The organism is Nonomuraea sp. WAC 01424, assembly GCF_003947315.1.
GTDB classification, from domain to species: domain Bacteria; phylum Actinomycetota; class Actinomycetes; order Streptosporangiales; family Streptosporangiaceae; genus Nonomuraea; species Nonomuraea spiralis.
On record NZ_QHHZ01000003.1, the window covers coordinates 522,067 to 546,792 of the forward strand.

The 24,726-nt window shown below is 71.2% G+C and carries 24 protein-coding genes; 13 read left to right on the forward strand and 11 right to left on the reverse strand.

Annotated features, from left to right (window positions below; translation table 11 throughout):
• Positions 1-10 precede the first annotated feature (10 nt).
• From DMB42_RS11940 to DMB42_RS11970, 7 genes are read right to left on the reverse strand one after another with little or no spacing between them, the layout of a single operon-like run.
• Complete coding sequence (locus DMB42_RS11940) at positions 11-634, reverse strand: GNAT family N-acetyltransferase (RefSeq protein ID WP_125633656.1); 624 nt, start codon at positions 632-634, stop codon at positions 11-13.
• 25 nt (positions 635-659) lie between these two features.
• Positions 660-1,418 (reverse strand): SDR family NAD(P)-dependent oxidoreductase, encoded by a 759-nt coding sequence (locus DMB42_RS11945; protein ID WP_125633658.1) that lies wholly within the window; start codon positions 1,416-1,418, stop codon positions 660-662.
• 1 nt (position 1,419) lies between these two features.
• Entirely contained in the window at positions 1,420-3,696 is a 2,277-nt protein-coding gene (locus DMB42_RS11950) for a tetratricopeptide repeat protein (protein WP_125633660.1), read from the reverse strand.
• A gap of 19 nt (positions 3,697-3,715) precedes the next feature.
• Positions 3,716-4,471 (reverse strand): SCO6745 family protein, encoded by a 756-nt coding sequence (locus DMB42_RS11955; RefSeq protein ID WP_260477628.1) that lies wholly within the window; start codon positions 4,469-4,471, stop codon positions 3,716-3,718.
• 51 nt (positions 4,472-4,522) lie between these two features.
• Positions 4,523-5,335, reverse strand: a complete 813-nt coding sequence (gene dapF / locus DMB42_RS11960; protein ID WP_125633662.1) for a diaminopimelate epimerase — start codon at positions 5,333-5,335, stop codon at positions 4,523-4,525.
• 9 nt (positions 5,336-5,344) lie between these two features.
• Positions 5,345-6,250 carry a tRNA (adenosine(37)-N6)-dimethylallyltransferase MiaA gene (gene miaA, locus DMB42_RS11965; protein ID WP_125633664.1) on the reverse strand — a complete coding sequence of 302 codons (906 nt, stop codon included), beginning with the start codon at positions 6,248-6,250 and terminating at the stop codon, positions 5,345-5,347.
• A 40-nt stretch (positions 6,251-6,290) separates the two neighbouring features.
• Positions 6,291-6,803: a methylated-DNA--[protein]-cysteine S-methyltransferase gene (locus DMB42_RS11970; RefSeq protein WP_125633666.1), complete on the reverse strand. Its 513-nt coding sequence runs from the start codon at positions 6,801-6,803 to the stop codon at positions 6,291-6,293.
• Here DMB42_RS11970 and DMB42_RS11975 point away from each other — a divergent pair.
• Positions 6,802-7,716, forward strand: a complete 915-nt coding sequence (locus DMB42_RS11975) for a ribonuclease Z (RefSeq protein WP_125633668.1) — start codon at positions 6,802-6,804, stop codon at positions 7,714-7,716. The two genes, DMB42_RS11970 and DMB42_RS11975, sit on opposite strands and share 2 nt — an antisense overlap.
• Here DMB42_RS11975 and DMB42_RS11980 read toward each other — a convergent pair.
• The 3 genes from DMB42_RS11980 to DMB42_RS11990 form a co-directional block, all read right to left on the reverse strand.
• Positions 7,692-8,336, reverse strand: coding sequence for a hypothetical protein (locus tag DMB42_RS11980; RefSeq protein ID WP_125633670.1), 645 nt, complete (start codon positions 8,334-8,336; stop codon positions 7,692-7,694). The genes DMB42_RS11975 and DMB42_RS11980 overlap by 25 nt on opposite strands.
• 120 nt (positions 8,337-8,456) lie before the next feature.
• Positions 8,457-9,233 (reverse strand): isocitrate lyase/phosphoenolpyruvate mutase family protein, encoded by a 777-nt coding sequence (locus DMB42_RS11985; RefSeq protein WP_125633672.1) that lies wholly within the window; start codon positions 9,231-9,233, stop codon positions 8,457-8,459.
• Between the two features lie 81 nt (positions 9,234-9,314).
• Complete coding sequence (locus tag DMB42_RS11990; RefSeq protein WP_125633674.1) at positions 9,315-9,848, reverse strand: hypothetical protein; 534 nt, start codon at positions 9,846-9,848, stop codon at positions 9,315-9,317.
• 325 nt (positions 9,849-10,173) lie between these two features.
• On the opposite strand from DMB42_RS11990, the gene DMB42_RS11995 reads away from it, so the two are divergent.
• Entirely contained in the window at positions 10,174-10,596 is a 423-nt protein-coding gene (locus DMB42_RS11995; RefSeq protein ID WP_125633676.1) for a hypothetical protein, read from the forward strand.
• 55 nt (positions 10,597-10,651) lie between these two features.
• Here DMB42_RS11995 and miaB read toward each other — a convergent pair whose 3' ends face one another.
• Entirely contained in the window at positions 10,652-12,145 is a 1,494-nt protein-coding gene (gene miaB, locus DMB42_RS12000; RefSeq protein WP_125633678.1) for a tRNA (N6-isopentenyl adenosine(37)-C2)-methylthiotransferase MiaB, read from the reverse strand.
• 137 nt (positions 12,146-12,282) lie between these two features.
• Here miaB and DMB42_RS12005 point away from each other — a divergent pair, with 137 nt between their 5' ends.
• The 11 genes from DMB42_RS12005 to DMB42_RS12055 all read left to right on the forward strand — a co-directional run bounded on the left by DMB42_RS12005 (position 12,283) and on the right by DMB42_RS12055 (position 24,637).
• On the forward strand, positions 12,283-13,038 hold the full coding sequence (locus DMB42_RS12005) for an amino acid ABC transporter ATP-binding protein (RefSeq protein WP_125633680.1): 756 nt from the start codon (positions 12,283-12,285) through the stop codon (positions 13,036-13,038).
• Positions 13,039-13,063: 25 nt separating this feature from the next.
• Positions 13,064-13,915: a glutamate ABC transporter substrate-binding protein gene (locus DMB42_RS12010; protein WP_260477629.1), complete on the forward strand. Its 852-nt coding sequence runs from the start codon at positions 13,064-13,066 to the stop codon at positions 13,913-13,915.
• Positions 13,916-13,973: 58 nt separating this feature from the next.
• Entirely contained in the window at positions 13,974-14,642 is a 669-nt protein-coding gene (locus tag DMB42_RS12015) for an amino acid ABC transporter permease (protein WP_125633684.1), read from the forward strand.
• Positions 14,639-15,556 (forward strand): amino acid ABC transporter permease, encoded by a 918-nt coding sequence (locus tag DMB42_RS12020; RefSeq protein ID WP_125633686.1) that lies wholly within the window; start codon positions 14,639-14,641, stop codon positions 15,554-15,556. Before DMB42_RS12015 ends, DMB42_RS12020 begins: the two co-directional genes overlap by 4 nt.
• Before the next feature lie 136 nt (positions 15,557-15,692).
• Entirely contained in the window at positions 15,693-16,544 is an 852-nt protein-coding gene (locus tag DMB42_RS12025) for a glutamate ABC transporter substrate-binding protein (protein WP_125633903.1), read from the forward strand.
• Positions 16,545-16,584: 40 nt separating this feature from the next.
• On the forward strand, positions 16,585-18,390 hold the full coding sequence (locus DMB42_RS12030; RefSeq protein ID WP_125633688.1) for a prolyl oligopeptidase family serine peptidase: 1,806 nt from the start codon (positions 16,585-16,587) through the stop codon (positions 18,388-18,390).
• A 203-nt stretch (positions 18,391-18,593) separates the two neighbouring features.
• Positions 18,594-20,420 (forward strand): ABC transporter substrate-binding protein, encoded by a 1,827-nt coding sequence (locus DMB42_RS12035; protein ID WP_125633690.1) that lies wholly within the window; start codon positions 18,594-18,596, stop codon positions 20,418-20,420.
• A gap of 61 nt (positions 20,421-20,481) precedes the next feature.
• On the forward strand, positions 20,482-21,519 hold the full coding sequence (locus tag DMB42_RS12040) for an ABC transporter ATP-binding protein (protein WP_125633692.1): 1,038 nt from the start codon (positions 20,482-20,484) through the stop codon (positions 21,517-21,519).
• Positions 21,519-22,517 carry an ABC transporter ATP-binding protein gene (locus DMB42_RS12045; RefSeq protein ID WP_125633694.1) on the forward strand — a complete coding sequence of 333 codons (999 nt, stop codon included), beginning with the start codon at positions 21,519-21,521 and terminating at the stop codon, positions 22,515-22,517. The genes DMB42_RS12040 and DMB42_RS12045 overlap by 1 nt, the downstream gene beginning before the upstream one ends.
• Positions 22,514-23,521 (forward strand): ABC transporter permease, encoded by a 1,008-nt coding sequence (locus DMB42_RS12050; RefSeq protein ID WP_125633696.1) that lies wholly within the window; start codon positions 22,514-22,516, stop codon positions 23,519-23,521. The genes DMB42_RS12045 and DMB42_RS12050 overlap by 4 nt, the downstream gene beginning before the upstream one ends.
• A gap of 153 nt (positions 23,522-23,674) precedes the next feature.
• Positions 23,675-24,637, forward strand: a complete 963-nt coding sequence (locus DMB42_RS12055; RefSeq protein ID WP_260477630.1) for an ABC transporter permease — start codon at positions 23,675-23,677, stop codon at positions 24,635-24,637.
• The last annotated feature ends 89 nt before the right edge of the window (positions 24,638-24,726 follow it).

Genomic DNA, 24,726 nt, shown 5'->3' on the forward strand with positions numbered 1-24,726 from the left:
GGGACAAGAGCTAGCCGAGCGGCGAGGTGTCCCGCCCCAGGTACGTCACCGGCCCCGCGACGGCCACCGCCAGCTCGGCGAACCCAAGCCGGTCGTAGAAGGCCCGCGCGGACACGTTCGTGCTGACCATCCCCAGGTGCAGCCGGGCCACCCCGGCCGCCCGCAGGCCGTCGACGAACGAGCTCATCAGCCGGCGGCCCCAGCCCTTGCCCTGCCAGCCGGGCAGCAGGTCGATGTGCAGGTGGGCCGGGTGCCCGGCCAGCTCCGGCAGCAGCATGCGCTCGGGCCGGTGGTGCAGGGTGAGCATCAGGTCGTCGGCCGTGACCGGCGGGTCGGCGGGCAGGGGGCAGCGGGCGGCCGACATCGGGATCCACTCCTCGCGGTAGCGGCGGACGAACGCCGCGGTGTCCGCGGTGCCGAGGACGTACCCGACGGCCTGGCCGGCGCCGTCGTCCACGACGTGGGCGTGCTCGGGCTCCAGGGTCACGTACGGGACGGCGAAGATGTCGCCCATGAGCAGGTCGGAGGCGTAGTGGCCGCGGGCGTCGCCACCGGCGTCGGCGGTGCGCACGCAGATGTCGTAGACGGCGGCCAGATCGGCGGGACGGTACGGACGTACGAAGGGGGCGGTCATTCCCGACAACGTACTGGACGCACCCCTAGGTGATCAGGATCCCGCCGTCCACGGGTAGCGTCACCCCGGTGACGTACGAGGAGGCGTCACTGGCCAGGAAGACCGCCGCCGCGCCCAGCTCGGCCGGCTCCCCCGCCCGCTTCATCGGCACCCGCAGCTCCAGCATCTGCTCCAGGTAGCCGGGCGGATATTGCTCGGTCATCTCCGAGCCGAAGAACCCCGGCTCCAGGCAGTTGACCCGGATGCCGCGCCGCGCCGTCCACTGCTGGGCCAGGTCGCGGGTGAGCCCGGCGACCGCCGCCTTCGAGGCGCTGTAGGCGGCCTGCGGCAGCCCGGCGGTGGTCTCGCCGAGGATGCTGCCGACGTTCACGATGGACGAGCCCGGCCGCATCACCCGCGCGCACGCCTGAGCCATCCAGTAGGTGCCGTGCAGGTTGATCTCCACCACCCGGCGGAACTCCTCCGGGCGCTCGCGCACCGCGGGCACGGCGGTGCCGACCCCCGCGTTGTTGATCAGCACGTCGACCGCCCCGAACTCGGCCACGGCCGCGGCGACCAGCGCGTCGCACTCCTCCGGAACCGCCACGTCGGTAGGCATCGCCAGGCAGCGGCGCCCGGTCTCCTCGACCAGGCGCCTGGTCTCCTCCAGCCGGTCCGCGCGCCGGGCGCCGATCACGAGATCGGCGCCGGCCTCGGCCAGCCCGCGGGCGAAGGCCACGCCCAGCCCCGACGATGCGCCCGTGACGATGGCGACCTTGCCGTCGAGGCTGAAGCGCTCCAGCACGTCAGAGCCCGTATTCCTTGACGATGCGCTCGTGCCGCTCGATCTCGACGTCGATCTCGCGGGCCAGGTCGAGCCAGGCCAGCGGGTGCACCCACCGCTCGGTGGCGTCGTCGAGCAGGGCGTCGACCTCGGACGCCGACACGTCCGGCGGCACCGCGACCCAGCCGAACACGCCCGGCAGCGACTCGCCGCTGGTCGGGTGGGTGACGGTGTAGTTCTCGTCGCTGTAGACCCACATCGGCCAGCCGCGCTCGGCCATGACCTCGGTGAACTCCGCCCAGTCCTCCTCGCTCGGCGCGGCGCCGTCGAAGAAGTAGCTGGTGTAGCCGCCGGGCCGCAGGATGCGCACCGCCGCGAACGGCGGCACGAAGTTCTGCTGCTCCTGCGGGTCCTCGGGGACCGGCTCCAGCAACTGCGGGTCGAACACGACCAGGTCGCCCGCGTTGTAGTCCATGCCGCGCGGCTGCGGCAGCGCGAGCCGCGCCGTGGCCGGGCCGGTACGGATCGACAACACCTGCCGCTGGCCGCCGTCGGGCGCCGGGAGGATGAGCCTGATCAGGCCCATCTCCTCCTCGATCGGCCCCTGCTTGGACTTGATCGGCATGCCGATCTTGGCCGCGCCCTTGCGGACGGTGTCCCAGTCCTCCGCCGAGGTGGCCATGACGACCATGCGCCAGGTGTCCTCGTCGGTCAGCTCGTCGAGCACCTCCAGCAGCACGCCGGCGGCCCTGTCGTTGTGGTCGAGCTGCTGGGCGGCGCCGGACAGCAGGCGCCTGGCCTCGATGCCGGCCCCGGCGGCGACCGCGTGCTCGGCGGCGTCGAGCGTCTCCTGCCAGTGCTCGCGGGCGCTGTGGAGCCTGGCCAGCGCGAGGTACTGGGCGGCGTGCGGCAGCAGCGCCGCCATCTGCTCCAGCCGCTCGTCCTGGCGGGCCTCGATGAGCAGGGTGGTCAGGTAGGCCACGTCGTCGGGGTCGGCGTCGGCGGTGTCGCCGGAGTCGACCAGCAGCTTCCAGTAGATGTCGGCGCCCGCGGCGGGGAAGCCGAGGAAGCCGAGCGTGGTGGTGTGGCGGCGGGTCGCCTCAAGGTCCTCGCCGGACAGCGGCGCGAGCCAGCCCACCCACTTCTCGGGGTCGGCGTTGAAGCCGTCGGCGGCGTCGAAGAGCCCGACCCGCTCCGACAGGGGCCCGGGGGCCTCGGGCTCGGACGTGGCGTCTGCGGCGGCGCGCAGCCCGGCGATGCGCTCGGCCAGGTCGCCGGTCTCGCGCAGCTCGGCCGCGCCGGAGTCGGCCAGGTCGGCGAGCAGGCGGGCCTGCCACACACCCTTCCTGGCGAGGGCCAGCTCGCCCGCGACCAGCGCGAGCTCGACGCGGGCGCGGTAGCCGCCCATCATGCCGAAGTAGTCGATCCACTGGCGCAACACGCGGCCGAGCTGCCAGGTGTTGGTGATCTGGGAGGAGCCGGCCAGCTTGTTGACCGCGCGCGACCACTCGACGAAGACCCGCGGGTGCTCGCCGACCACGTCGAGATCGGGCAGCGCGTCGACGGCCTCGGCCGTACGGCCGAGCTCGGCCAGGATGAGCGCGCGGCGCACACCCTCGCGGTGGGCCTTGGCGGGCGGGTCGTCCGGCGCGAAGTCGGCTGCGGCCTGGAGCGCGGCCAGCGCGTCGTCGGCGCGGCCGGCGGCCAGCAGCGCGCGGGCGCCCTCGGCGCCGAGCTCCCAGCTCGCCTCGCGACCGGCCGTGCGCAGCCGCTCGACGGCGGACTCGGCGTAGGTGACGGCCTCTTCGGCCCGGCCCGCGTCGATGAGCGCCGATACGTATTGGGTCACGAGGCCGCAGAACGCCGGCCGCTCCGGGCTCATCCCCTCAAGGAACGCCGCCACCGTCTCCAGGCGCTCGCCGGCGTAGCCGGGAGCGTCGGTGTTGGCCCACACGACGGCCATCGCCTCGACGGCGGCCGGCGTGGCCGGGCACTCGCGCACGTCTTCGCGCTGGGCGAACGTGAGGAGCTGCCGCGCGTCGTCGATGGCCACCGCGCCCTGGGCCCGGTCGCCGATCCGGCCCATCAGGTGCCAGTAGCGGGCGTAGAACTCCAGCCAGGGCAGCTCCAGCGTCTCGGCCTGCTGGGCGATGGCCGGGGCCATCACGTCGAGCTGCGGATACCGGCCCTCGTAGGCCTGTGCGGGAAGGTCTCCCAGCGCCATGGCGAGGCCAACGTTGCCCGCCTCGGAAAGCTGCTGCTGGGTTTCGCCGACCCAGGCCCAGATGTCCACGTCCATGGGCAGTCAGTCTGCCAGGTCAACGAGCGTGCCCAAAACGCAGAAGCTCGATCAGCTCGTCCGATTCGCTGTCACGCAGGACCGAGAAGACCGGCGCCATCAGCACGTCGGTGGTCTCCTCGACCTCGGCCCGCCGCGCGACGACCTCGGGACCGGGCGTGGGGTAGGGCTCGGGCCAGGTGAAGAACCTGGCGATCGTCACGCCGTCGGCGTAACCGAAGGGGGTCGTGTCGTGGGTGGCGGCCAGCGTGGCCTCCAGGGGGTCGAGGCCGGCCGCGAGCACGGCGTTGGCGTGCAGGCCGCCGCGCAGCTCGCGCAGGACGTGCATGAGCTGGACGGCGCGCGCGGGCGGGTCGTCCGGCAGCGGCACCGCCCGCCAGCCGGCGAACAGCGGCGCGCCGACCGGCGAGGCCTGGGCGACGACGGGTTCGAGCAGCTCGGCGATCCTGGCGCAGCCGTCGTGGCCGCCGAGCTTTCGCCGCCCCCACTGCCTGCACGCCTCGGCGTAGAGCTCCACGGCCCGCTCGACGTGCATCTTCCTGCCGCCGTTCCAGCTCTCCTCGACGTGGGCGGCGGGGAAGAAGACCGCGACCGAGGTGACGACGTCGGCGTGGCACTCGCCGAGCACCCCGCAGCGCCCGCGGAAGTACAGCTCGCGCGGGCCGAGCCCGTGCTCCTCGCACAGGGCCTTGGCCTCGCGGGAGACCATGAAGCCACCGCCGTACTGGCCGATGGGCGCCTTGACCTGCACCGCCGTGGTACGTGGGTCTGCCATCTCCACCCCTTCTCGGTTCGGGAAGTGGACCCAGCATCGCTCAGGAGAACATCATTCTGCAAGCATCAGCTCGCCGCTGGCCAGGATCACCGCCGGACCGGACAGGTAGCTCGTGTCCTCGTCGAGGATGACGGTCAGCGTGCCGCCGGTGACCTCGACGGTCCAGGTGCCGGTGGTGTCGCCGGACAGGTGGGCGGCGGCCACGGCGGTGGCCACGGCGCCGGTGCCGCAGGAACGGGTCTCGCCCGAGCCGCGCTCGTAGACGCGCATCACCACGCGGCTGACGCCGACCGGGTTGAACAGCTCGATGTTGACGCCCGCCGGGAAGACGCCCGTGTCGAAGCCGGGCTGGTGGCTCAGGTCGACCTGGACGACGGGGTCGCCGATGGCGCAGGCCAGGTGGGGGTTGCCCATGTCGACGCGCAGGCCGGAGTATTCGTGGCCGGCGACGCTGGCCGTGCTCTCGCCGAGCACGGAGGGCCTGCCCATGTCGACCGTGATGTCACCGTTGGGCTCGGACCGGACCCTGCGCGGGCCGCCCCTGGTCGCCAGGACGAACTCCGTGCCCTCCACCAGACCGGCGTCGAGCAGGTAGCGGGCGAAGACGCGTACGCCGTTGCCGCACATCTCCGCGACGCTGCCGTCGGCGTTGCGATAGTCCATGAACCACTCGGCCACCTCGGCGTGCGCGGCCACCTCGGCGTGCTGCTTGGTCCTGGCGACCCGGAGCACGCCGTCGGCGCCGATCCCGGCCCGCCTGTCACAGATCTTGGCCACGAGCGCGGCCGACACATCGAGGCCGTCGTCGAGATCGGGCAGGATGACGAAATCGTTCTCGGTGCCGTGCCCCTTGAGAAACCGCATTGCCTGAGTTTATGCCGCACCCGGCTCCGCGATGTGCGCAAGGGAGCGTTCAAGCAGGTCGGGGGCGTCGTACGGGAGCCAGCGCACCCGAGGGTCGCGGCGGAACCACGATTCCTGGCGGCGGGCGAAGCGCCTGGTGGCCCTGACCGTCTCGGCGAACGCCTGCTCCTCGCTCCACTCCCCCGCAAGGAACCGGATGACCTGGGCGTAGCCGAGCGCGCGGCCCGCCGTACGGCCCTCGGCGAGCCCCTGGCCGAGCAGCTCGCGGACCTCGCCGGCCAGGCCCGCGGCCCACATGCGGCCGACCCGCAGCTCAATGCGCTCGTCCAGGACGGGCCGCGGCACCTCCAGGCCGATCTGCACGCTCGGGTAGACGGCGTCGTAGGAGGGCATGGTGGCCGAGAACGGCCGGCCGGAGTGCTCGATCACCTCCAGCGCGCGCACGACGCGACGGCCGTTGCTCGGCAGGATGGCCGCGGCGGCCGCCGGGTCGAGCTCGCGCAGCCGCTCGTAGAGGGGGGCCGGGCCGCGTTCGGCCAGCTCCTCCTCCAGCCGGGCCCTGATCACCGGGTCGGTGCCGGGGAACTCCAGGTCGTCGATGGCGGCCCGGACGTAGAGGCCACTGCCGCCGACCAGCACCGGAACGTCGATCTTCGCGAACAGCTCCCTGGCCAGCCGCTGGTACTCGGCGACGCTGGCCGTGACCGTGACGTCCCAGATGTCCAGCAGGTGGTGGGGAACGCCGCGCTGCTCGGCGGGAGTGAGCTTGGCCGTGCCGATGTCCATGCCGCGGTAGAGCTGCATGGAGTCGGCGTTGACGCACTCGCCCCCGAGCCGGAGCGCGAGATCCACGGCGAGGTCGGACTTCCCGGCCGCCGTGGGACCCACGACGGCGATGACTGGCTGCTGGCGCACACCGACCAGTGTGTCAACTGTCCGGTAGTGGCCGGACCAACTACAGGTCGAGGAGCGTCGGCTGCAGGTATCCCTCGTGGGTCAGCAGCCAGCGTTTGGTCTCCACGCCCACGCCGCCGCTGAACCCGCCCAGCCCGTTGCCCGCGACCACCCGGTGGCAGGGCACGATGATGGGGATCGGGTTGGAGCCCATGATCGACCCGATGCCGCGGGCGGGCACGCTCGACCCGGCCCGCCGGGCCAGCTCGCCGTACGTGACCGCCTTCCCGTACGGGACCCGGTGCAGGGCCTGGAGCACCTGCAGCCGCGACCCCGTCATCAGCCGCCAGTCCACGGGCGTGGTGAAGTCGCGCAGCTCGCCCGCGAAATAAGCATTCAGCTCGGCGACCACTGAGGCCGTACGATCCGCATCATGAACCTCAGCCAGGCCGAGCCTGCCGGTCAGTCCCGCGCGGGATCCCCATCCCGACGCGACCAGCCCCTGCTCGGTGACGGCCAGGACGAACGGGCCGACCGGCGTCGGCACCTCGGCGTAGGCGACCGTGGTCATCATGTCCTCACGTGAACTCGTGGTGCTCGGCACCGCCAGCGCGGTGCCCACCCGACACCGTAACCACAACGGGTACCTTCTGCGCTGGGACGGTCAAGGCTTCCTTTTCGACCCAGGTGAGGGCACACAGCGGCAGATGTTGCACGCCGGGTTGAGCGCGAACGACGTCCACTGGCTGTGCCTGACCCACTTCCACGGCGACCACTGCCTGGGCGTGCCGGGAGTCGTGCAGCGCATCGCCCGCGACCGGGTGCGCCACCCGGTGCGCGCGCTCTTCCCCGCCTCCGGCGAGACCTACTGGCGCAGGCTGCGGCACGCGGCCGCGTTCGCCGACACCTCGGTGATCGAGGAGCATCCGGTCTCCGGCGAGCTGGCCGGGGTGGGCCCGGTCATCGCGCGCCGCCTGTCGCACCCCGTCGAGTCCTACGGCTACCGCGTGCAGGAGCCGCACGGCCGCCGCATGCTGCCCGACCGGCTGGCCCGCCACGGCATCCGCGGCCCGGAGGTCGGCGAGCTCCAGCGCACCGGATCGGTCCGGGGCGTCACGCTCGCCGAGTGCAGCGAGCCCAGGCCGGGGCAGAGCGCCGCGTTCGTCATGGACACCCGCCTGTGCGACGCCGTCTTCGAGCTGGCCTCTGGGGCCGACCTGCTGGTGATCGAGTCGACGTTCCTGTCCGCGGAGAGCACGCTGGCCAAGGAGTACGGGCACCTGACGGCGTTCGAGGCGGGGGTGGTGGCGGCCGACGCGGGTGTGCGCAGGCTGGTGCTCACGCACTTCTCCGAGCGTTACGGGTTCGCCGAGGAGCCGGCCTTCGTCGAGGAGGTGCGGCGCAGCTTCGACGGCGAGGTCGTCACCGCGCGCGACCTGATGAGGATCCCGGTGCCGCGCCGTCAGGTCCACACGCCCGCGAAGTAGCCCACGCCGTAGGGGGCGGCCTCCATGAGGAGCCGGCCGGTCAGCGCCGTCCCCTCGGCCGCGCCCGCCAGCACTTGCAGGGCCGCGCGGCCGGTCACCCACAACCGGTCGGCCTCGCGGGGGTCGAGCGCGGCCAGCGCCGCCGCGTCCGCCCGACCGACCGCCCCGGCGACCAGGGCGTTGTACGGCCCGGCCGCCTCGTCGTACCGGCCCGGGGCCCGCGGGGTCAGGCAGGCCGAGCCGTCGGCCATGACCAGCAGCGCCACCCTGCCCGCGGCGGCCAGCTCCGCGCCGATCGCCCGGCACTCGGCCGGCGTCGCGTCGTAGGCGACCGACCGGGCCGGGACGGGCTCGCCGTCCAGCAGCAGGCGGCCGACGGTCAGGGACAGCGGCAGCACGGGCGGGCCCTCGCCCACGGTGACGTCGAACCCCCAGGGCCGCAGGCTGCCCCCCGCGGCGCCGTCGTACGCCCGCGTCGTCTCCGCCCCGCCCACCACGACCAGCAGGTCGGGGCGGGCGTCCCGGAGCGCGGCGACCGCGGTCAGGTCGGCGGTGCGCAGCTCGGGGAGCCGGGGCACGATCAGCGGGGTTTGCGGGCAGACGGCCGCGGCGACAAGCACGAGCGCAAGCGTACGCGGCCCCCGCCCGCCCCCGGTCGCTCAGGGGGTCGACCTGCGCGGAGATCCCGCCCGGTCACTCAGGGGTCAGCCGGCGCGGGGATCGCGGCCGTCGCCTCCGAGTCAGCCGGCGTAGGGGTCGCGGCCGTCCCTGACCGCGGCGAACAGCCCCTGGGCGTAGGCGTGCACCGCCTGGTGCAGCCCGCCGCCGAAGCTGATCCGGGCCACCCCCAGCTCCGCCAGCCGCGCGTACGACGGCGCCTTCGGCCTGAACAGGATGTTCACCGGCCCGCCCACCTCGGTCACCAGGGCGGCGATCTCGTCCTCGTCCTCCAGCGTGATCGGATACACGCAGTCGGCCCCCGCCTCCAGGTAGCGCCGCCCGCGCTCCACCGCCGCCGCCCGATCGCGCAGGCCGGTGACGTACGTGTCGACCCGCGCGTTGATCACCAGGTCCGCGCCCGCGGCGGCCCGCAGCCCGGCCAGGAAGTCGGCCTGCGCCCCCGCGTCCACCAACTCCTTGGTACGCGGGTCGGAGTCCTCCACGTTGCAGCCCACGGCCCCGGCCTCGGCCAGCCGCTCGGCCAGCTCCCGCGGCGCGAGGCCGTAGCCGCGTTCGACGTCGGCGGTGACGGGCACGTCCACGGCCGCGGCGATGCGGGCCACGGCCGCCATCATCTCGGCGACCGGCGTGCGCTCGCCGTCGGCGTACCCCAGCACGCGGGCCACGGCCGCGCTCCCGGTGGCCACCACCGGGAACCCGGCCTCCTGGACGGCGCGCGCGGAGGCCGCGTCCCAGACGTTGGGCAGGATCAGCGGGCTGCCGGGCACGTGCAGCCGGCGCAGCGTGGCCGCTCTGTCAGCGGCAGCTCCGTCAGTGGCCGCTCTGTCAGTCGTCATGCCCGGAACCCTACGAGGCCGTCCGGCTCTCCAGCAGGTCCAATACCGGCCGGAAGGAGCGAGCCACTTGGCGGCGGCGGCTCAGCAGCCGCTCTTGGCGCACTGCCCGCTGAGCTCGCCCGCCGGGCCGTCGGCGGGCAGGTCCGCGTCGGGCTGCTGCGGGGCTTTCGACGGGGTCGTCGGCTTCTTGCCGGTGCCCGTCTGGGTCGTGCCGCCGTCGGAGCCGGTGGACCCCTTGGCGGCGGGGTCGGAGCCGCCGTCCGTGACCGCGTCGCCCATGGCGGAGTCGTCGGAGCCGTCGGTGGGCAGGCCGTCGTCGGTGGAGGCGTCGTCGGGGGCGTCTGTGGTGGCGTCGCCCATGGTGGCCTCCTCATCGGCGTCGAACACCTCGTCGCCGCCGCTCCGCGCCGGGGACGGCCGCCCGGCGCCCTGCTCCTGCTGCGTGCCCTGGCCGGGCTTGGCGGCCAGCAGATAGCCGGCGCCGCCCGCCGCGAGCACGCCGACGAGGGCCGAGGCGACGATGAGGACGGTCTTCCTGTTCCTGCCTGGGGCCCTTCTGGACGGGCCCGGCCCGGAGAGGATCTCCTGACGATCCGGTTCGGTCGGATCATGCATGGTGGTGCAGCTCCCTGCGGTCGTATCGGGGAAAGCTCGCCGGCTTCCGCGGGTGATGGACCACACTAGCCGCATCAGCGGAATGCTCGCACACCAATCACAAAGGAATCACGACTTGTCCCCCCAAAGATCTGTTTGCGCAGGTGGCCGTCCTCGCCTGGGCGCCGCGGCCGGAGCGGCCGGGGTACTCGTCACGGCCGGTCTCGGGATATTCCTCGCATTCGCCGGGCCTTCGGAATCGCGCCCGCAAAGCAATCGTGAATTCGATCAGGAAACACCGCTTATCCCAAGATCGTATTTTCCTTCGCAGGCCGCGGTCCCGCCGGTGGACGGGCCGTCCGTCACGCCGCCCACCCCTTCCGCGGGGCCGTGGACCCCGGGGTGGACCCCGGGGTGGACCCCGGGGTGGCTCGAAGTCGTACCGGCGCCCGGCGAACCCGTCGTGGCCACGCCCGTGGCGGGCGTTCCGCCGTCGGCCAGGGCCGTGGCCGTCTCCCCCAGGGCGGTTCCCACGCATCCGCCGCTCGTCGCGTCCCCGCGTCCGCCGCGCCGGGCCGCCGTCCACCGTCCGGCTCCGCACGTGTCGCCGCAGCCGCCGCCCCGGGAACGTTCCGTCCCGGAACCGGCCCGGGTCGCGCCCCCCGCGCCGGAGCCGCCCGTACGGCAGGGCATGCCCGATCCGTGCGCCACGTTCGACGACTTCCGGCGGCAACCGTGCTACAGCTTCCTCGACCGCCTCACCCGCTGACACATGGAACACCCCGCCGTCCGGAACGGGCGGCGGGGTGCGGGAACGCGGAAGGTCAGTGGGCCGAGCAGCCGTCGGCCACGGGGGCGGGAGCCGGCGGGCGGCCGACGGACGGCATGCCGAGCAGCACGCCGGGCCCCTTCGCCGGGGCGCCCTGGCGGGCCTCCCAGGCGTCACCGGCCCGCGTGCGCCGCACGTCGCGGACGGCGCCGTCGGCGACCAGGTGGTGGGGGGCCGCGTAGGTGACCTCGACCGTGACCATGTCACCGGGCCTGGGCGTCTCCTCGCCGACCGCGAAGTGCACGAGCCGGTTGTCGGCGGCCCGGCCCGACAGGCGGCGGGTGGCGTCGTCCTTGCGCCCCTCGCCCTCGGCGACCAGCACCTCCAGCGTGCGCCCGACCTGCTTCCTGTTCTCCTCCCAGGAGATCTCCTCCTGGAGGGCCACCAGGCGCTCGTAACGCTCCTGGACGACCTCCTTCGGGATCTGGTCCTCCATGGTGGCCGCCGGCGTGCCGGGACGGATGGAGTACTGGAAGGTGAAGGCGTTGGCGAAGCGGCTCTGGCGGACGACGTCGAGGGTGGCCTGGAAGTCCTCCTCGGTCTCGCCGGGGAAGCCGACGATGATGTCGGTCGAGATGGCCGCGTCGGGCATGGCGGCGCGTACGCGCTCGATGATGCCGAGGTAACGCTCGGCGCGGTAGGAGCGGCGCATGGCCCGCAGCACGCGGTCGGAGCCCGACTGCAACGGCATGTGGAGCTGGTGCATGACGTTGGGCGTCTCGGCCATGGCGGCGATCACGTCGTCGGTGAAGGCGGCCGGGTGGGGCGAGGTGAAACGCACCCGCTCCAGGCCCTCGACGTCGCCGCAGGCGCGCAGCAGCTTGCCGAAGGCCAGCCGGTCGCCGAACTCCACGCCGTAGGTGTTGACGTTCTGGCCGAGCAGGGTGACTTCGAGCACGCCCTGGCCGACGAGGGTGCGGACCTCGGACAGGACGTCGCCGGGCCGGCGGTCCTTCTCCTTGCCGCGCAACGACGGCACGATGCAGAACGTGCAGGTGTTGTTGCAGCCGACCGAGATCGCGACCCACGCCGCGTAGGCCGACTCGCGCTTGGTGGGCAGGGTGGAAGGGAAGACCTCCAGCGACTCCTTCAGCTCCACCTGGGCCTCGCCGGCCACGCGGGCCCGCTCCAGCAACACCGGCAGAGATCCGATGTTGTGGGTGCCGAAGACGACGTCGACCCACGGGGCCTTGCGGACGATCTCGCCCTGGTCCTTCTGGGCCAGGCAGCCGCCCACCGCGATCTGCATGCGCGGATTGCTCGTCTTGGCCGGTCGCAGGTGGCCGAGGTTGCCGTAGAGGCGGTTGTCGGCGTTCTCCCGCACGGCGCACGTGTTGAACACCACCACGTCGGCCGTCTCGCCGTCGGGGGCCGGCACGTAGCCGGCGCCCTCCAGCAGGCCGGAAAGGCGCTCGGAGTCGTGCACGTTCATCTGGCACCCGTATGTGCGCACTTCGTACGTGCGGGCGCTCTCCTGGGTCACAGTCATGGCAGGTTCAAGGGTAGTCGTTGTCCGGCTCGCGACAGCCGCCGGCGTCTAAAACACCAGCTTGACGGCACGATGTGACCGGATCGGTACCACCTGGTTAGTGACCAGCGCCTTAATGACCTCTACCGTTTTGGTCCATGACGGAGAACGGCGACGCCACTCCACTAGTTCTGTTGGAGGGCGTCAACAAGCGCTTCGGGGCCTTGCACGTCCTGAAGGACATCAACTTGACCGTCTCTCGTGGCGAGGTTCTGGTGGTCATCGGTCCTTCGGGCGGAGGGAAGTCCACGCTGTGCCGGACGATCAACCGCCTGGAGACGATCGACGGCGGCAGGATCGTGTTCGACGGCCAGGTGCTGCCCGAGGAGGGCAGGGGGCTGGCCAGGCTGCGGTCCGAGGTCGGCATGGTGTTCCAGTCCTTCAACCTGTTCGCGCACAAGACCATCCGTGAGAACGTCACGCTCGGTCCGGTCAAGGTGCGCCGCCAGGATCGCCAGGCGGCCGACAGGCGGGCCATGGAGCTGCTGGAACGGGTGGGCATCGCCGCGCAGGCGGACAAGTACCCGGCCCAGCTCTCCGGCGGCCAGCAGCAGCGGGTCGCGATCGCGCGGGCGCTGGCGATGGACCCGAAGATGATCCTGTTCGACGAGCCGACCTCCGCGCTGGACCCGGAAATGGTCCAGGAGGTGCTCGACGTGATGATCGGGCTGGCACGTGACGGCATGACGATGATGGTCGTCACGCACGAGATGGGATTCGCCCGCCGGGCCGCCAACCGAGTGGTGTTCATGGCGGACGGACAGATCGTGGAGGAGAACACCCCCGACGAGTTCTTCACCAACGCGCAGACCGACCGCGCGCGTGATTTCCTTTCGAAGATCCTCACGCACTGAGATTTTGAGGCAGGTATACATGCACATGCGTCGTTTGGGAGCGGTGGTCACGGCTGCGGGCATGCTCGCCGCGCTCGCCGCCTGCGGCGGGGACAAGACCTACGCCAGCGTCGTGGAGAAGGTCCAGGACGGCGGCAAGATCGTGGTCGGCACCAAGTGGGACCAGCCGAGCCTGGGCCTGAAGAAGGGGTCGGAGCCGGAGGGCTTCGACGTCGACGTCGCCAAGGCCGTGCTGAAGGAGATGAACGGCGGCAAGGACGCCCAGATCGAGTGGAAGGAGTCCGCCTCCTCCAACCGCGAGCCCTTCCTCCAGAACGGCACGGTCGACATCATCTTCGCCACGTACTCCATCACCGAGGAGCGCAAGGCCAAGGTCTCCTTCGGCGGCCCGTACGTGATCGCCCACCAGGACATCATGGTCCGCAAGGACGACGCCTCGATCAACGCCCCGCAGGACCTCAAGGGCAAGAAGATCTGCAAGGCGGCCGGCTCCAACTCCTACAAGCGTGTCACCGACCCGCCCCCGGACGGCAAGCTCGACATCGACGCCACCACCGTCGACGCGGCCAACTACTCCGAGTGCGTGCAGAAGCTGTCGGGCAGCAACCTCGACGCCGTCACCACCGACGACCTGATCCTGGCGGGCTTCGCCAAGCAGGCCGGCGGCAACTTCAAGGTGCTCGGCCAGGGCTTCACGGACGAGAAGTACGGCATCGGCCTGAAGAAGAGCGACAGCAAGACGTGTGAGGCCGTCAACACCGCGGTGAAGAAGCTGTGGGAGAACGGCACCATGAAGCAGCTGCTGGAGAAGTGGTTCGGCGGCATCCAGGGCCTGAAGCTGTCGGAGACCGCGCCCCCGGCCGAGGGTTGCAGCTAGTCACGCCAGAGGCGGCGGCCGGGATCCCGGCCGCCGCCGCTCTATGCGGTGGAGCACGATGGACGAACTAATCAAGTACCTCCCCAACCTCGCGCTGGGTTTCCTGGAGAACATCAAGCTCTCGCTCGTGGCCGCGGTCGTCTCGCTCATCCTCGGGACGGTCCTGGCCGGGATGCGGGTCTCCCCGACACCCGTGCTGCGCGCGGTGGGCACGGTCTATGTGAACGTGGTGCGCAACACCCCGCTGACCCTGGTGCTGGCGTTCTCGGCGCTGGGCCTGAGTGACCAGCTGGGCCTGATCTTCTCCGACGTGCCGCGGACGAACTCCTTCTGGATCGTCGCCATGGGCCTGTCGGTCTACACGGCGGCGTTCGTGTGCGAGGCGGTGCGCTCGGGCATCAACACGGTGCCGATGGGGCAGGCGGAGGCCGCCAGGGCGATCGGCCTGTCCTTCATGCAGACGCTGCGGATGATCATCCTGCCGCAGGCGCTGCGCTCGGTCGTCGCGCCGCTGGGCAGCGTGATGATCGCCATGATCAAGAACACCACGGTGGCCGTCGCCGGCGGGTTCGCCGGTGAGGTGGCGGCCGAGATGAAGCTCACGTTCGACACCACGGGCGCCTCGATCCCGATCTTCCTCGGGGTGGTCGTGGCCTTCATGGCGCTGACCATGCCGGTCGGCTTCCTCTCCGGCTGGCTGGCCCGGCGTCTGGCGGTGGCACGATGAGCGCATCCGTCCTGTTCGACGCCCCCGGGCCGCGCGCGCGGCTGCGCAACCACCTGCTGACGGCGATCAGTCTCGTGGCGGTCCTGGCCGCCGCGTACTTCGTCTACCGGGGCTTCGACGCCAAGGGCCAGTGGGAAGGCAAGATCTGGCAGCCGTTCCTGACGGCCGAGGTGTGGCAGGAGTTCATCCTGCCCGGCCTGCTCGGCACGCTCAAGGCGGCGGTCGCCGCGGCGGCGCTCGCGCTGGTCTTCGGCGCGGTCTTCGGCCTGGCCAGGCTCTCCGACCACGCCTGGATCAGGGTCCCGGCGGCCGCGGTGGTGGAGATCTTCAGGGCCATCCCGCTGCTGCTGCTGATCTTCTTCATCTTCTACCTGGCGCCCACGATCGCCGGTGGCGGCGACTACGCCTTCATCTCGGTCGTGCTGGGCCTCATGCTCTACAACGGCTCGGTGCTGGCGGAGATCGTGCGCGCGGGCGTGCACGCCATCCCCAAGGGGCAGGCCGAGGCCGCGTACGCGGTGGGCATGCGCAAGAGCCAGGTGTTGCGCATGGTGCTGCTGCCGCAGGCGGTCACGACGATGATGCCGGCGATCGTCAGCCAGCTCGTGGTGCTGCTGAAGGACACCGCGCTCGGCTACATCATCGCCTACGTCGACCTGCTCAACACCGGGTTCAAGATCCTGCCGGCCGCTTACTTCGGCTCGCTGATCCCGGCGGCCATCGTCATCGGCATCATCTACGTGGCGCTCAACATGACGCTGAGCTACCTGGCCACGTGGCTGGAGCGGCGCAGCCGGCGCAGCAGGAAGACCTCCGCGCGGCCGACCGCCACCCAGCGCTCGGCCGCCGTCGGCGTCGCCACCGGCCAGGGCACCGAGGGCGGCGGCATGGCGCCCGACATCCCGGTGGAGTGACCGGCGAGAACGGCGGGGACGGCGGCGGGCACCCGAGCCCACCGCCGTCCCGTAAAGAAAGCTCAAGATCTTCGCCGACGCGGCCCGCCGACCCGCTCCCCGCGGCCCTCCAGCGCGCAGACTCCTGTCCGTGCGGATGCATGCAGTCGCGGTGGTGCTGGCCGGCGCGGTCGCGATCGCCGTCCCGGTCGCGTGCGGCGGCGGGGGCGCCTACTCCAGTGTCCTGGGCAAGATCAGGGGCACCGGCCAGGTCGCCGTGGGCACCAAGTGGGACCAGCCGAGCCTGGGCCTGAAGGTCGGTACGGGCGACCCCGAGGGCTTCGACGTGGACGTCGCCCGGTACGTCGTCGCCAAGCTGGCCAACGGCCGGCCCGTGCACATCACCTGGCGGGAGGCGCCCGCCGCGGGCCGCGAGGCCCTGCTGCAGAACGGCACCGTGGACATGGTGTTCGCCACCTACTCCATCACCGAGGCACGCCGCCCCAAGGTCACCTTCGCCGGCCCGTACGTGCTCGTGCACCAGGACACGATGGTCCTGGCCGGCAATCCGGACATCCACCAGGTCGACGACCTGCGGGGCAAACGCGTGTGCCAGGTGCCCGGCTCCAACTCCTTCAAACGGGTCGCCGACCCGCCGCCGGACGGCAAGCTCGACCTGCCCGTCGTGGCCGTGCCCGCGGCCAACTACTCCGACTGCGTACGCAAGCTCAGCGCGAACGAGCTCGACGCGGTCTCCACCGAGGACCTGACCCTGGCCGGCTTCGCCCAGCAGGTCCCCGGCCTGTTCCGGCTGCTCAACGCCCCCTTCACCGACGAGCTGTACGGCATCGGCCTGAAAAAGGGCGACATCGAGACCTGCGAGGCGGCCAACCAGGCCGTGGCCGAGATGTGGCGGGACGGCACGGCCACCCGGCTGCTGCGCAAATGGTTCGGCGAGACCGGGCTCAGGCTGCCCACGACGATGCCGCCGCCCGAGAGATGTTCTTGATCGCGCCCCACGGCCCCCGATCTTCCGGCAGGATGCGAGTATGCCTTTCTGGCCATCCCCCATCTCCGCCCACGACGTGGCCGCGGCCGGTCTGCGTCCCGGCTGGCCCGTCGCCGAGGGCGGCCGGGTGTGGTGGACCGAGGACCGTCCCGGCGAGGGCGGCCGCACCGCGATCGTCCGCCGCGAGGCCGACGGCACCTGCCATGACCTGCTGCCCGCGCCCTGGAGCGCCCGCACCCGGGTGCACGAGTACGGCGGCCGCCCCTATGCCGTGACGCCCGCCGGCGAGGTGGTCTTCACCAGCCTGACCGATCAGCGCCTGTACATTCTCCGCGAAAACGGCCGACCGAAACCCCTCACCACCGAGGGCTCCAGATACGCCGACCTCACCGTCCGCGACGACGAGGTCTGGGCGGTGCGCGAGCAGCACGACGGAAACGGCAAGATCACCCGTTCGGTGGTGTCGATCCCGCTGGCCGGCGGCGAGCCCCGCGAGCGGGCCTCCGGCCACGACTTCTACGCCTCGCCCGTCCTGTCCCCCGACGGCGCCCACCTGGCCTACGTCTGCTGGAACCACCCCCGCATGCCCTGGGACGGCACCGAGCTGCGCGTCGTCCGGCTGCGCGACGGGCAGGCCCGCACGCTGCTGGGCGGCGAGACCGAGTCCGTCCTTTCGCCCGCGTGGAAGGACGACGACACCCTCTACCTGGTCTCCGACCGCTCCGGCTGGTGGAACCTCTACGAGTGCGGCCTCGACGGCGGGCAGGCCCGGGCGTTGTGCCCGGCAGAGGAGGAGTTCACGCAGCCGCCGTGGCAGCTCGGCGGGGCGCCGTACACCGTGCTCGGCGACGGGCGGCTCGCGGTGCTGCACGGGCGCGGCGACCTGCGGCTGGGCGTGCTCGACCCGGCCACGGGAGCGCTTCACGACCTCGACGTGCCCTGGGCGGGCTGGCAGGCGGCGCTCGCGGCCGACGGCACGACGGTGACGGGGATCGGCCACGCGGCCAGGACGCCGCGCTCGGTCGTACGGGTCGACGTCGCCTCCGGCCGGGCCGAGCCGCTCATGCGCGCCGCCGAGCGCCTGCCCGACCTGTCCGGGGTGCCCGATCCGCGCGCGGTCGTGGTGCCGGGCGAGCGGCCGGTCCACGCCTTCCTCCACCAGGTGAGCGAGGAGCCGGCGCCGTACGTGGTCTTCGTGCACGGCGGGCCGACCGCCCACTCCGACACCGCGCTCGACCTGGAGAAGGCGTTCCTGACCTCGCGCGGCATCGGCGTGCTCGACGTCAACTACGGCGGTTCCACCGGCTACGGCCGCGCCTACCGGGAGCGGCTCAGAGGCCAGTGGGGGCTGGTCGACGTGGCCGACACGGTCGCCGCCGCGCGGTGGCTGGCCGACTCGGGCCTCGCCGACCCGGCCAGGATCGCGGTGCGCGGCGGCAGCGCGGGCGGCTGGACGGTGATGGCCGCCTGCTGCCGGTCCGACGTGTTCGCGGGCGGGGTGTCCTACTACGGCGTCAGCGCGCTCGCCCCGCTCGTGGCGCACACCCACGACTTCGAGTCCCGTTACGTGGAGTGGCTCGTCGGCGACGACCCGGCCGTCTACGCTTCCAGGGAGCCGCTCGGCCTGGTCGACGGCGTGTCCTGCCCGATGTTGCTCCTTCAGGGGCTCGACGACCCGGTGGTGCCGCCCGAGCAGTCGACGGCCTTCGCCGACGCGTTGTCCGAGCGCGGAGTCTCCTGCACTTATCTGGCTTTCGACGGCGAATCCCACGGATTTCGCCGGCTGGAAACACGTGTCGCGGCACTGGCCGCCGAGCTGGCCTTCTACCAGCAGCTATTCAGTTGATGTCGCAATACCTGGACGTAATTCAGACTGAACCAGCATTACCAAGCAGTCGCTAGTCGCAAACAGTTACGTAAACCGATCTCGACAGTCTCCCTCAGGCGTGGGTTGCTCGACACAGCAAACGTGGGGCGCGCATCGCGGCCACGACGCGCGCCCCAGCTGTGCCAGCCACGAACACCCCATCTCGGCACGAGGGAGGCCAGATGGCCAGCTTGCGCCATCTCAGCATCATCACGGTGGCGGCGGCAACTCTGCTCGCCACCTCTTGCGCGACGGAGAACGGAGCCAAGAACTCCGCGCCGCCCACCGCCGCCGCCCCGAGCTCCGGAAGCCCCGTCGCGGGCGGCACGCTCAGGCTCGTGGGCTCGGGCGACGTCGACCATCTCGACCCGACCAGCATCTACTACGTCGTCACCATCGGGATCATGCGCGGCTACTCGCGCCAGCTCTTCGCCCTCCAAGGCGTGGCCGCGGGGGCCGACACCACCAAGGGCTACGAGGTGCTCCCGGACATCGCCACCGAACTGCCCACCGAGGCGAACGGCGGCCTGAGCGCCGACAAGCTCACGTACACGATCAAGTTGCGGGACGGCGTGCAGTGGGACACCCAGCCGCCGCGGCAGGTGACGGCGAGCGACTTCGTCCGCGGCTTCAAGCGCATCTGCAACCCGGTGGCGGGCTCCGGCGCGCCCGGCTACTACACCAGCACGATCAAGGGCATGGCCGAATACTGCGACGCCTACATCAAGGCGTTCGAGAAGGCCAAGCCCACCGCCAAGGCACTGGCCGACTTCCAGAACGGCCACGACATCGCCGGTGTGCAGGCCAAGGACGACAAGACGGTCGTCTTCACGCTGACCCAGCCGGCCGGTGACTTCCTCAACATCCTGTCCCTGAACTTCGCCTCGGCCGCGCCACAGGAGTACGACCAGTACGTCCCCGACGACGCCACCTTCCGCCAGCACGTGATCTCCAACGGCCCCTACAAGATCACCTCGTACGTGGCCACCAAGTCGATCAAGCTGGAGAAGAACCCGGCCTGGAAACAGGAGTCCGACCCGATCCGGCACCAGTACGTCAACGCCATCGAGGTCAAGATGGGCGTCGCCGAACCGGACGCCGTACAGCAGCAGCTTGAGGCCGGCAGCGCCGACCTGTCCTGGGACCTGCCGGTGCCGACCGCGCAGATCCCGCGCCTGAAGAGCAACGACCCCAACTTCACGATCTACCCCGGCGCCGTGACGAACCCGTACGTCGTGTTCAACCTGCAGAGCAAGAACGCCGGCGGGGCGATGGGCAAGCTCAAGGTCCGCCAGGCCATCGAGTACGCGATCAACAAGACCGCCATCGCCAAGATCTACGGCGGCGCCGACGTCGCGACCGCGCTGCACACGGTCATCCCGCCCGGCAACATCGGCTACCAGGAGTACAACCCGTACCCGACGCCGAACGACCAGGGCGACCCGGCCAAGTGCAAGCAGATGCTGAGCGAGGCCGGCTACCCCGACGGGCTGACCCTCATCGGCGCCTTCCGCAACGCGGGCAACCACCCGGCCAACTTCCAGTCGTACTCGGCCGACCTGAAGAAGTGCGGGATCACCGTCAAGGGCCTGCCGCTGCGCCAGGGCGACTACTACACCTACCTGCAGACGCCCTCGCACGCCAAGAACAGCGAGTGGGACCTGTCGGCCCCCGGCTGGATCCCCGACTGGTACGGCAACAACGGCCGCGCGGTCATGCAGCCGCTGTTCCAGACCAACTGCAACGCCGGCACCAGCAACTACGGCTGCTACAGCAACCCCAAGGTCGACGACCTGATCAAGCAGGCGCTCGCCGAGACCGACCAGGCCAAGGCCGCGGCGCTGTGGCACCAGGCCGACCAGACGGTGCTGGGCGACGCGGTGATGGTGCCGCTGAACAACCAGAACACGCCGCTGTACAAGAACAAGCGGGTGCAGAACGCCCTGTATCTGCCGTCGTACCAGATCTATGACGTCACCAACCTCTGGCTGAACCCCAACACGCCTTGACGACCGGTGTCCCGCGGGCCCGCCGACCGGCGGGTCCGCGGGACAACCGTGAGGGAGACATATGAGCCTGCTTGAGGTAACCGACCTCCAGGTGGCCTTTCCCACATCCGACGGCGTGGTCCAGGCGGTGCGGGGGCTGTCGTTCACCGTCGACCGCGGCCAGACTCTGGCGATCGTCGGCGAGTCCGGCAGCGGGAAGACCGTGAGCACCCAGGCGATCCTCGGGCTGACCCCCGACGCCGACATCTCGGGCACGGCCCTGTTCGAGGGCATCGACCTGCTCGAACTCGACCGCGAGCAACTCCGCCGGATCCGCGGCGCGGAGATCAGCGTGGTCTTCCAGGACCCGCTGACCAGCCTCCATCCGCTCTACAAGGTCGGCTGGCAGATCGAGGAGCTGATCCGCGTCCACCGTCCCGACACCCGCCGCGCCGAGGCCAGGAAGCGGGCCGTCGAGCTGCTGGGCCTGGTGGGCATCCCCCGCCCGGACCGCAGGGTGGACGACTACCCCCACCAGTTCTCCGGGGGCATGCGGCAGCGCGCGATGATCGCCATGTCGCTCGCGCTCAACCCGAAGCTCATCGTCGCCGACGAGCCGACCACCGCGCTCGACGCGACCGTCCAGGCGCAGATCCTGGAGCTCATCGGGCGGGTGCAGGCCGAGTTCGACATCGCGCTCATCCTCATCACGCACGACCTCGGCGTCGTCGCGGGCATGGCCGACGAGGTCATGGTCATGTACGCCGGGCTCGTGGTCGAGCGGGCCGACCGGCGCACGCTCTACTACAGCCCGCACCATCCGTACACCAAGGGGCTGCTGGAATCGATCCCGGGCAGCACCGGCGACCGCGGCGGGCGGCTGCGGCCCATCCCGGGCTCGCCGCCGAGCCTGATCGCGATCCCGTCCGGGTGCGCCTTCCATCCGCGTTGCCCGTACGTCATGCCGGTCTGTCCCGCCGAACGGCCGCCGCTGGCCTCCGTCACCGGCGCGCGCGGGCACGCCTCGGCGTGCTGGCTGCCGCACGAGGCGGTCGGGCTCGGCGCGGAGGCGGAGGCGCTGCGCAAGCAGGCGCCGCGGGTCACGGCTGAGGAGGCGTGATGCTGCTCGAAGTCGAGAACCTGGTCAAATACTTCCCCATCACCAGCGGCATGCTGATCAAGCAGACGATCGGGCAGGTCAAGGCCGTGGACGGCGTCAGCCTGTCGCTGACGCCCGGCGAGACGCTCGGCCTGGTCGGCGAGACCGGCTGCGGCAAGTCCACGCTGGCCCGCTGCATCGCGGGCCTGCATCCGATCACCTCGGGCAGCGTGCGGTTCGACGGGTCGGACATCACGAACCTGCCGCGCCGCCGGATGCGGCCCTACCGCCGCGACATCCAGGTGATCTTCCAGGATCCGTACGGCTCCCTGAACCCGCGCCGGCGGGTCGGGTCGATCATCGCCGACCCGCTCGTCATCCACCGGGTCGCGAGCGGCCAGGAGCTGCGGCGCACCGTCCAGGAGCTGATGGAACGGGTCGGGCTCAACCCCGAACACTACAACCGGTTCCCCGCCGAGTTCTCCGGCGGTCAGCGGCAGCGCATCGGGGTCGCGCGGGCGCTCGCGCTGCGGCCCCGGCTGATCATCTGCGACGAGCCGGTGTCGGCGCTCGACGTGTCCATCCAGGCCCAGATCCTCAACCTGCTCAAGGACCTCCAGGACGACTTCGGGCTGACGTACCTGTTCATCGCGCACGACCTGTCGGTGGTGCGGCACGTCAGCGACCGGATCGCGGTCATGTACCTGGGCAAGGTGGTCGAACTGGCCTCCGCCGAGGAGCTGCACGCGGTGCCGCGCCATCCGTACACGAACGCGCTGCTGTCGGCGACCGCCGTGGCCGACCCCGACGAGGCCGAACGGCGGCACCGCATCATCCTCACCGGCGACGTGCCCTCGCCGATCGACCCGCCCGAGGGGTGCCGGTTCCATCCCCGGTGCCCGAAGGCGCGGGAACGATGCTCGGCCGAGGAACCGCAGCTGGTGGCCCAGGAGCACTTGGTGGCCTGTCACTACCCGGTCGAGGCGGGCGAGGACCTGACCGCCGGGAGGACCACATGACACTCACGGAGATCCGTCCGGACGCCGTCGCCGACCGTACGATCGCCGGCCGCAGCCCCTGGCAGCTCGCCTGGGCCAGGATCAGGTCCGATCGTGTGGCCCTGGTGTCGGGGATCGTCGTCGTACTGCTGTGCCTGCTCGCCCTGGCCGCGCCGCTCATCTCGGCCTGGAACGGCCACGACCCCGACGAACAGTTCCGCGACACCGGCATCACCGACGAGGGCCTGCCCGTCGGGCCCAACGGCGAGTTCTGGTTCGGCACCGACCGCCTCGGCCGCGACCTGTTCATCAGGGTTCTGTACGGCGCACGCGTCTCGCTGCTCGTCGGCGTGGTCGCGACCGGCGTGGCGGCGCTGATCGGCGTCGTCATCGGGCTGCTGGCCGGGTACTACGGCGGCGTCATCGACACCATCCTGTCCCGGCTCATGGACGTGGTGTTGTCGTTCCCGTACCTGATCTTCGCGATCGCCGTGGTGTCCATCGCCGGGCCCTCGCTGACCGCGACGATCGGGGTGATCTCGTTCTATTCCTGGGCCGCCATCGCCCGCGTGGTCAGAGGTCAGACACTCTCGCTCAAGGAACGCGAGTACGTGGAGGCGGCCCGGTCGATGGGAGCCGGCGACGCGCGGATCATGTTCGTGGACATCCTGCCGAACCTGCTGGCCCCCGTCATCGTGCTCACCACGCTGCTGGTGCCGGCGGCGATCGTGTTCGAGTCCACCTTGTCCTATCTGGGGCTCGGGATCGTTCCCCCCACCCCGTCCTGGGGGAACCTGCTGAGCGAGGCTCAGGGGTTCTACCGGGTGGCGTACTGGTATCTGGGGTTCCCGGCGGCGTCGCTGCTGATCACCACGCTGGCGTTCAACCTGGTGGGCGATGGGATCAGGGATGCCATCGATCCGCGTATGGAACGGCTGTTCAGCCGTCGGCGACGCCGTACCCGCCGCCGCCCCGCCCCCGTATCCGCACCTGCTTCGGGGAGCTCCGATGCCGCACCTCACTAGCCCCGTGTCCCTCCGCCTCCACGAAGGCCCCTTCGCCCGCTCCCTCATCGGCCCCTTCGCGGCGCCCTTGGCCGGCCCCCTCATCGGCCCCTTCGTAAGTCCCATCTCCCTCCCTCTTGTCGGAACCTTCGTAACATCGGGGGTGGTGGGCTGATGTTGCGACGGTTCCTCCTGCGGAGGGCGCTGCTCGGGCTGCTGGTGCTGTGGCTGGTCTCCCTGGGCACGTTCTTCCTGTTCTTCGTCGCCCCCGGCGACCCCGCACGTACGCTGGCCGGCCGCCAGGCCACCCCCGAACAGGTCGACCTGATCCGCCACAACCTCGGCCTCGACCGCCCGACCATCGTCCAGTACTTCGACTACCTCGGCCGCCTTCTGCACGGCGACCTGGGCCAGTCGTACTTCTCGGGCGAATCGGTGGGCAAGCTGCTCGCCCAGGACTTCCCCCCGACGTTCTCGCTGGTGCTAGGGGGTGCGGTCCTGTGGTTCTGCCTCGGCGTCGGCGCGGGCGTGCTCAGCGCCACCCGCGTCCGGTCGTTCCTGGACCGCGTGCTGACCACGCTGGCCCTGGCCGGAGTCTCGATGCCGACGTTCGTGGTCGGCCTGCTCCTGCTGTATTTCTTCTTCTTCCAGCTCTCCATGGCAGGCGCGCCCATCCTGCCACCCGACTCCTACGTGGCCTTCACCGACAACCCCGGCGAATGGGCCCGGCACCTGATCCTGCCGTGGATCACCCTGGCCATGGTCCAGGCGGCCTCGTACGCCCGCCTCACCCGGGGCTCCATGCTGGACGTCCTCGGCGAGGACTACATCCGTACGGCCCGCGCCAAGGGCGTACCCGAGGGCCGCGTCATCTACCGGCACGGCCTGCGGGCCGCGCTGACCCCCGTGGTGACCCAACTCGGCGTCGACATCGGCACCTTGATCGGCGGCGTGGTGGTGACGGAGTCGGTCTTCGGTCTCGGCGGCGTGGGGCAGGCGGTGGTGCAGGCGTTCATCAGCGGCGACCTACCAGTGATCATGGGCGTCGTCATCCTCGCCACCACCGCCGTAGTGGTGGCCAACCTCCTGGTGGACATCGCCTACGGCCTCCTCGACCCCCGAATCCGCCTGGCCTGACCATCAAACCCACCCGACCCACCCACCCACCGGGCGGGCGCACTCCAACCGCGCCCGCCCAGCCCTCCAGCGCGTTCGCCGAACACACC